General features: G+C 61.1%; 7 protein-coding genes. 6 read left to right on the forward strand and 1 reads right to left on the reverse strand.

Features of this window, described 5'->3' with window-relative positions; all coding sequences use genetic code 11:
- Window positions 1-81: 81 nt before the first annotated feature.
- Complete coding sequence (locus ACIQJ2_RS36590) at window positions 82-693, forward strand: LysE family translocator (protein WP_400677729.1); 612 nt, start codon at window positions 82-84, stop codon at window positions 691-693.
- 2 nt (window positions 694-695) lie between these two features.
- Here the strand turns inward: ACIQJ2_RS36590 and ACIQJ2_RS36595 are convergent, their stop codons facing one another.
- On the reverse strand, window positions 696-1316 hold the full coding sequence (locus ACIQJ2_RS36595) for an MOSC domain-containing protein (RefSeq protein ID WP_400677731.1): 621 nt from the start codon (window positions 1314-1316) through the stop codon (window positions 696-698).
- 57 nt (window positions 1317-1373) lie between these two features.
- Here ACIQJ2_RS36595 and recR point away from each other — a divergent pair, with 57 nt between their 5' ends.
- From recR to ACIQJ2_RS36620, 5 genes are all read left to right on the forward strand, one after another.
- Entirely contained in the window at window positions 1374-1979 is a 606-nt protein-coding gene (gene recR / locus ACIQJ2_RS36600; RefSeq protein WP_199150033.1) for a recombination mediator RecR, read from the forward strand.
- Between the two features lie 47 nt (window positions 1980-2026).
- Window positions 2027-3274: a lytic murein transglycosylase gene (locus ACIQJ2_RS36605; protein ID WP_400677738.1), complete on the forward strand. Its 1248-nt coding sequence runs from the start codon at window positions 2027-2029 to the stop codon at window positions 3272-3274.
- Window positions 3275-3433: 159 nt separating this feature from the next.
- Window positions 3434-4042, forward strand: coding sequence for a ribosome maturation factor RimP (gene rimP, locus ACIQJ2_RS36610; protein ID WP_199150034.1), 609 nt, complete (start codon window positions 3434-3436; stop codon window positions 4040-4042).
- 59 nt (window positions 4043-4101) lie between these two features.
- A complete protein-coding gene (gene nusA, locus ACIQJ2_RS36615; protein ID WP_199150035.1) occupies window positions 4102-5706 on the forward strand; it encodes a transcription termination factor NusA in 1605 nt (534 codons plus the stop codon).
- Window positions 5703-6425 (forward strand): RNA-binding protein, encoded by a 723-nt coding sequence (locus ACIQJ2_RS36620; RefSeq protein ID WP_400746749.1) that lies wholly within the window; start codon window positions 5703-5705, stop codon window positions 6423-6425. The genes nusA and ACIQJ2_RS36620 overlap by 4 nt, the downstream gene beginning before the upstream one ends.
- Window positions 6426-6463 lie beyond the last annotated feature (38 nt).

A 6463-nucleotide genomic window follows, 5' to 3' on the forward strand; every position in this document is an offset into this window, starting at 1 on the left:
TTTGGAAAAGGCGCGCCGGAATGCTATTTCTGGCATTCTTCTTCCAGATATTGTCTGGCTTGTCCGTTCGGAGGAAATGCCATGAGCCTGTCGACGCTGCTGGTTTTTGCCGGTGCCCTGTTCATTGCCGCCGGATCGCCGGGGCCGAATATCGCCGCGCTGGTGGCGCGCGTGCTTACGAAGGGTGCTCGCAACGTGCTGCCCTTCCTCTCCGGCATGTGGCTCGGCGAAGCGATCTGGCTCACTTTCGCCGTCGCCGGTCTTGCGACCATTGCCGAAACCTTCCATGTCGCCTTCGTGGTGATCAAATGGCTCGGCGTTGCCTATCTGCTCTATCTTGCCTGGAAGATGTGGTTTGCCTCTTCCGACACGGCGGCAGAGGAGTTGCCGGATGAACAATCGGCCACACGTCTCTTCCTCGCCGGCTTCACCGTGACCATGGGCAACCCGAAAATCATGGTGTTCTACGTCGCGCTGCTGCCCTCGATCATCGATCTGCATGGCGTCACGCTTTCCGGCTGGGCTGAGCTGGTGGCGACGATGTTCGCGGTGCTCGTGATCATCGATCTTACCTGGGCCATGCTTGCGGCGAAGGCGAGAACCTTCCTCAAGAGCCGCCGTGCGGTCCGCATCGCCAATCGCACCAGCGCGGCCACCATGGCCGGTGCCGCCGTGGCGATTGCCATGCGCTGAGCCTATAGCGCCGCGTTTTCAAGCGTGGCGCGTAGCTTGTGATGGATCGGTGCGGCGAGATAACGCGCGCGATCTTCCGGCGGCAATCGCCTGCCGAAAGTTGCCATCATCTCGGGCATCGTGACCGGGTCGCCCGCATAGGGCTGGTGCTCAACGGGCATGCCGGCGCTCACCGTGCCGCTGGCGAGCACACGGCAATAGATGCCGGGACGCCCTGCCTGCGTATAGCGCTTCACGAATTTGGAGTCGCCCATCTTCGCAGCGAACGTGGCGCAGGGAATGCGGGCACAGGTCACCTCCAAAACCAGATCGCCGGCTATGAATCTATCTCCGACCGAGACGGCGCAGTTATCGAGCCCTTCGAGAATGAGGTTTTCGCCGAAAAAGCCAGGCTCCAATGCTTGCCCAAGCTCCTTTGCCCACCAATCCAGCGTCAACGATCCCTCCACATAGACGGCCTGATCGCGGCCGCCATGATGCTCGCGATTGCAGATGGCGTCGCCAAGCAGACCCTGCGCATCGATCATGACGGCGCCGTTGACGGCATGTTTGTTGATGCCGGTCTTCGCTTTCATTCCCGGAAGCGTCTCGGGGGCACCGAGGCAAACAGCCAGAATTTTCATGGCTCAACCGTTCCTTCCGTGATTCCGTTCCGTGAGCATATGAGCTAAAAGCCTCCCATGGCAAAGCGAGTCACCGGCCCCGAAATCGAAAAACTCATCCAGCTTCTGGCGAAGGTGCCTGGGCTCGGACCACGCTCGGCGCGACGGGCAGCGCTGCACCTGATCAAGAAGAAAGATCAGCTTCTCGGGCCACTGTCCCACGCGATGGGCGAAGCCTATGACAAGGTGAAGATCTGCTCGCGCTGCGGCAATGTCGATACCGTCGACCCCTGCACGGTCTGCACAGACGACCGGCGCGACCAGTCCGTCATCATCGTCGTCGAGGATGTGTCCGACCTCTGGGCTCTGGAGCGTGCCGGCGCGATGAATGCCGCCTATCACGTGCTCGGCGGGGTTCTGTCGCCGCTCGATGGCGTCGGGCCGGACGATCTCAATATTCGCGGGCTGATCGAGCGCGTCGGCGAAGGCGGCGTCCGCGAAATCATCATCGCCGTCAACGCCACGGTCGAAGGGCAGACCACAGCACACTATATAACCGACCAACTGGCAGGTCTCGAGGTGAAGATCACCCGGCTGGCCCATGGCGTGCCGGTTGGCGGCGAGCTTGATTATCTTGACGAAGGCACGCTGACGGCGGCGCTCAGGGCAAGAACGGCGATTTGAAAGGATTCCGCATGACGCATGGATGGGATGTATCCAAAATGATCGCAATGAAGATCCGATATTCTCTGTCCTTGCTCTGCATTTTTCTCCTCTCCCTCTTCCCCCTGCCGGCGCTCGCCGCCTCCAAGGCGGATGTCGAAGCGCAGTTTCAGTCGTGGATCCAGAAGGACCTTTGGCCGGAGGCGCGGAAGGCCGGAATTTCTGAAAAGACCTTTCAGGCCGCGTTTGCCGGTGTCACGTTGAACTGGGATCTGCCGGATCTTGTGCCACCTGGCTTCCCGAAGCCCAAGGAACAGAAGCAGACCCAGGCCGAATTCTCCTCCCCTGCCCCCTATTTCAACGAGGGGCGGCTCCAGAAACTCGCCGTAACCGGGCGGGGCCTCGCCTCGCAATATCAGCCGGTGCTGCGTCGCATCGAGAAGACCTATGGTGTGCCGGGGCCGATCCTGCTTGCCATATGGGGCCGCGAGACCGGTTTCGGCGTCGCCAAGCTGCCGAATTCGGCAATCCAGGTGCTGGCGACCAAGGCTTTCATGTCGACCCGCAAGGACATGTTCCGCACCGAACTTGTTGCAGCGTTGCGCATTCTCGAGCATGGCGATGTCACGCCGGATCAGTTCCGTGGATCCTGGGCGGGTGCGCTCGGCCAGCCGCAGTTCATGCCGACCAACTACCTGAAATATGCTGTTGATTTCGATGGCGACGGCCATCGCAACATCTGGACCTCGGTGCCGGACACGCTGGCATCGATAGCCAACTATCTAGTTCAGAAAGGCTGGCAGCGTGGCCGAGGCTGGGGTTATGAGGTCACCATCCCGCAGAATGTATCCTGCGCCCAGGAAGGGCCCGATCTCGCCAAGCCGATCTCGCAATGGGCCTCGCTCGGAATTGCGCGGGTATCGGGCAAGACATTTCCATCCGAGGAGTTGAAGGCAAGCGGCATGATGCTGGTGCCGGCCGGCCGCGACGGACCTGAATTCATCGTCACGCCGAACTTCTACGTCATCAAGGAGTACAACAACTCCGACCTCTATGGCATCTATATCGGTAATCTCGCCGATCGTATCGCCTCCGGCGGCGGCGCCTTTCAGGAAAAATGGGGCGATGTCGGCAAGATGCTGCGCTCTGACGTCGCCGGTATGCAGAAGACACTGGAACGCAAGGGCTACGACGTCGGCGGCACCGACGGGCTGCCGGGCTACAAGACGAGGCGCTCTATCGGCCAATGGCAGGAAAAGAGCGGCATGAAGCCCACCTGCTATCCCGACAGCTCCATGCTCGGCGTCCTGAAATAGGCCTGGAAACGGCGTTCGGCGTGAATGCCTTGCAATTCGCCGGAAAGAGGCTTATATCGGCATCAAATTCTTGATCGTGTGATGAAGAGTGGGCCGCAAGGACCCGCTCTTTTTTATTAGCACGATCTCCGAATGCAAAGACATTGCAGGAGTGAATGCTTGTCGGACGTGACAAACGCAGACAATACCAATGAACCCAGGCTGATCGTCGAAACCGGCCTTGATCAACGCGTTGCCGCCATCATCGAGCCCGTCCTTGTGGGCATGGGCTTCCGCCTGGTGCGCGTACGCCTCCTCAATCTGAACGGGCTGACGCTGCAGATCATGGCCGAACGCAACGACGGCACCATGACCGTCGAAGACTGCGAAGAGGTCTCTTCGGCCGTTTCGCCGGTTCTCGATGTGGAAGATCCGATCGATAAGGCGTATCATCTCGAAGTGTCTTCGCCGGGCATCGACCGCCCGATGGTGCGCAAGTCGGATTTCCAGCGCTGGATCGGCCACCTCGTCAAATGCGAAACGTCGATCCTCGTCGAGAACCGCAAGCGCTTCCGCGGCAAGATTGTCGCCGTCGATGCCGATGGTTTCACCATTGAGCGCGACGAAGCTACCCGCGGCGAGGAACCGAAGGTAACCATTCCGTTCAGCACCTTGGCCGAAGCCAAGCTGATCCTGACGGACGATCTCATCCGTGACGCGTTGCGCGCCGACAAGCTGGCGAAAGCCGAGGCAGCGAACCAGAACGAAGCGGACGAAGACCAGGAATAACCGATCAACGAACCGCCTGACGGGACGGGAACCCCAGGGCAGGAAGACGGAGACTAAAAATGGCAGTCAGTGCGAACCGGCTAGAACTTCTGCAGATCGCAGATGCAGTGGCGCGCGAAAAGGTCATCGACCGCGAGATCGTGCTTGCCGCAATGGCGGACGCGATCCAGAAGGCCGCGCGCTCGCGTTACGGCACGGAGTCGAACATCCGCGCCGACATCAACCCGAAGACCGGCGAAATCCGGCTGCAGCGCCTGCTCGAAGTCGTCGAGAAGGCCGAAGACTATTCCACGCAGATCCCGCTGGAACTGGCCCGCGACCGCAACCCGGACGCCGCCCTTGGCGACTTCATCGCCGATCCGCTGCCGCCGATGGATTTCGGCCGTATCGCCGCTCAGTCGGCCAAGCAGGTCATCGTGCAGAAGGTGCGCGAAGCCGAGCGTGACCGCCAGTTCGACGAATTCAAGGATCGCGTCGGCGAAATCGTCAACGGCACTGTCAAGCGCGTCGAATACGGCAACGTCATCGTCGACCTTGGCCGCGGCGAAGGCATCATCCGTCGCGACGAGATGATCCCGCGCGAAAACTTCCGCTACGGCGACCGCGTCCGCGCCTATGTCTACGACGTCCGTCGCGAACAGCGCGGCCCGCAGATCTTCCTGTCGCGCACGCATCCGCAGTTCATGGTCAAGCTCTTCACCATGGAAGTGCCTGAAATCTACGACGGCATCATCCAGGTGAAGTCGGTTGCCCGCGATCCGGGCTCGCGCGCCAAGATCGCCGTTATCTCGAACGACTCGTCGATCGATCCCGTCGGCGCCTGCGTCGGTATGCGCGGTTCGCGCGTCCAGGCCGTCGTCGGCGAACTGCAGGGCGAAAAGATCGACATCATTCCCTGGTCCAACGAGCCGGCGAACTTCGTCGTCAACGCGCTGCAGCCGGCCGAAGTCGCCAAGGTCGTTCTCGACGAGGATGCAGAGCGCATCGAAGTCGTGGTTCCGGACGAGCAGCTGTCGCTGGCCATCGGCCGCCGCGGCCAGAACGTCCGCCTCGCGTCGCAGCTCACCGGCTGGGACATCGACATCATGACGGAAGCCGAGGAATCGGAACGCCGCCAGAAGGAATTCAACGAGCGCACCAACCTGTTCATGGACGCGCTCGACGTTGACGAGATGGTCGGCCAGGTTCTGGCGTCCGAAGGCTTCGCCGCCGTCGAAGAGCTGGCTTATGTCGAGCTCGACGAAATCTCCTCCATCGACGGTTTCGACGAAGACACCGCTCAGGAAATCCAGACCCGCGCCCGCGAATATCTGGAGAAGCTCGAAGCCGAGATGGACGAAAAGCGCAAGGCGCTCGGCGTCTCCGACGAGCTGCGTGAGATCAACGGCATGACCGCCCAGATGATGGTTGCCCTCGGTGAGGACGGCATCAAGACGATCGAAGACTTTGCCGGCTGCGCCGCCGACGACCTCGTCGGCTGGAGCGAACGCAAGAACGGCGAGACGAAGAAATTCGAAGGCCTGTTCTCCAAGCTTGAAATCTCGCGCGTCGAAGCCGAGCAAATGGTCGTGCAGGCTCGCCTGCTCGCCGGCTGGATCACCGAGGCCGATCTCGCCGCTGAGACCGAAGAGGTCGCGGAGGATGAAACCGAGCAACAAGCATGACGATCACCGAGGGGCCTGACGCACCAGCTGAGGACAATGACCTCGGCGGTGATGGCGAAAATGGCCGCATGTGCATCGTGACACGCGAAAGCGGATCGCCTGACGACTTGATCCGCTTCGTAGCCGCTCCCGACGGGACCGTTGTTCCCGATCTGAAGCGGCAGCTGCCGGGACGCGGTTGTTGGGTCAAGATAGACCGGGCGCTCGTCGATAAGGCAGTGGCAAAGAAACTGTTTTCCCGCGCCCTGAAGGCGGACGTGACGGCACCGGCAGATCTCGGCGCCATCGTCGATCGCCTTCTCGTGGCGCAGCTGGCCGGAATGATGCACATGGCGCGCAAAGCGGGCCGGTTCATCAGCGGCTCGTCGAAGGTTGATGGCGCCGTTCGCAACGGCTCGGCAATTGCCGTGTTCCATGCGATCGCCGCCGCAGCCGATGGCGTCCGCAAGATCGACCAGGCACGAAAGGCCTGGCATCTCGGCATGGAAACCGAAATGGAAATACCCTCTTTCCGCGTCTTTACGGAGGCGGAAATGGAAGAACTGATGGGCCAGAACGCTTTTATCCATGCCGCAGCGCTTGCAGGGCAGGCGGGTGAGGGTGTAGTGAAGCGCGCAAACCTGCTCGAACGGTACCGCAACGGCGGTCAGTCCCGGGCACCGGGCGGCGCTGGCCGGCGACTACAATGTCGCGGTCACCGGCCTATGCCGGACGCATGATTAAGGTACATGCATTGAACGACAGGGTCTAACGGACG

Origin of the sequence: Rhizobium sp. NPDC092011 (assembly GCF_044756305.1) — a bacterium.
Lineage (GTDB): Bacteria > Pseudomonadota > Alphaproteobacteria > Rhizobiales > Rhizobiaceae > Rhizobium.

Excerpts from the sequence above, each read along its gene's own strand:
- ACIQJ2_RS36590 (WP_400677729.1), top strand. The coding sequence starts at position 82 with ATGAGCCTGTCGACGCTGCTGGTTTTTGCCGGTGCCCTGTTCATTGCC.
- ACIQJ2_RS36595 (WP_400677731.1), bottom strand. The coding sequence starts at position 1,316 with ATGAAAATTCTGGCTGTTTGCCTCGGTGCCCCCGAGACGCTTCCGGGA.
- nusA (WP_199150035.1), top strand. The coding sequence starts at position 4,102 with ATGGCAGTCAGTGCGAACCGGCTAGAACTTCTGCAGATCGCAGATGCA.
- ACIQJ2_RS36605 (WP_400677738.1), top strand. The coding sequence starts at position 2,027 with ATGAAGATCCGATATTCTCTGTCCTTGCTCTGCATTTTTCTCCTCTCC.
- recR (WP_199150033.1), top strand. The coding sequence starts at position 1,374 with ATGGCAAAGCGAGTCACCGGCCCCGAAATCGAAAAACTCATCCAGCTT.
- ACIQJ2_RS36620 (WP_400746749.1), top strand. The coding sequence starts at position 5,703 with ATGACGATCACCGAGGGGCCTGACGCACCAGCTGAGGACAATGACCTC.